This is a genomic window from Vibrio sp. Vb0667 (assembly GCF_033391095.1).
This window is the reverse complement of record NZ_JAWPOL010000073.1, coordinates 1,522-2,470: the sequence shown is the minus strand read 5'-3', so window position 1 is coordinate 2,470 and position 949 is coordinate 1,522. Positions and strand designations below refer to the sequence as shown.

Below are 949 nucleotides of genomic sequence, written 5' to 3'. Positions count from 1 at the left end.
GGAATAAAGTTATTTGGGTAACCACTCTATAAATATCACTCCCGCAGTACTTGTCAAACTATATTTACAAATCAGTTTTTATTTTATTTTTCGAATTTATTGACTTGATTAACCCTGTTGGTTTTGGTGTTTTCATTGGTCGCGAAATTAAAATGCGTTTTGACTGAGCCCTCGTTATAATCGCGGCGTTTTTATTTTCTAGAGATCCCACCCATGGCAATGCTTGAGTACAACCCACCGACTGATCCTTGGATCGACATCGTTTTTGAGGACGACCATATCTTGGCTGTGAATAAGCCGTCTGGTTTGTTATCAGTTCCGGGACGTCTTGCAGAGCACCATGACAGCATGTGGAGTCGTTTACAGGAAGAGTACCCAGATATCCAAGTCGTGCATCGCTTAGATATGTCGACGTCGGGATTGATGGTACTGGCTAAAAACAAGCGAGCAGAAAGTGCGTTGAAAAAGCAGTTCCAGTTCCGCTTAACGCATAAAATTTACTACGCACGCGTTTGGGGTCATGTCGAGCAGGAAGAGGGCGAAATCGATCTGCCATTGATCTGTGACTGGCCGAACAGTCCGCTGCAAAAAGTGTGTTTTGAAGATGGTAAGCCATCAAAAACTCTCTTCCAAGTCGCGAAGCGAGAAGAACACGAAGACGGCACAAAGACGACCATCGTACGTTTACTGCCTATTACTGGCCGCTCACATCAATTGCGTGTGCACATGCAAGCGTTGGGTCACCCTATTGTTGGTGATGAGTTCTATGCTACCGAAGAAGCCAAAGCCTTCTCTGAGCGTTTGGAACTGCACGCTTCTGAACTGAGCTTCTACCATCCGAAAAGTCACTGGCTCCGCAGTATTTTTGTTCCGTGTGACTTTTACCAGGAAGCCGAAGAGATGATCTTTGACTATTTCGATCCAGAGCGTAAATTACCTGATTACAAAA

General features: G+C 44.7%; 1 protein-coding gene. It reads left to right on the top strand.

All coding sequences use genetic code 11. The features are described from left to right. Positions 1–213 precede the first annotated feature (213 nt). On the top strand, positions 214–949 hold a 736-nt coding region (gene rluA / locus R8269_RS23355; protein ID WP_318222684.1), incomplete at its 3' end, for a bifunctional tRNA pseudouridine(32) synthase/23S rRNA pseudouridine(746) synthase RluA.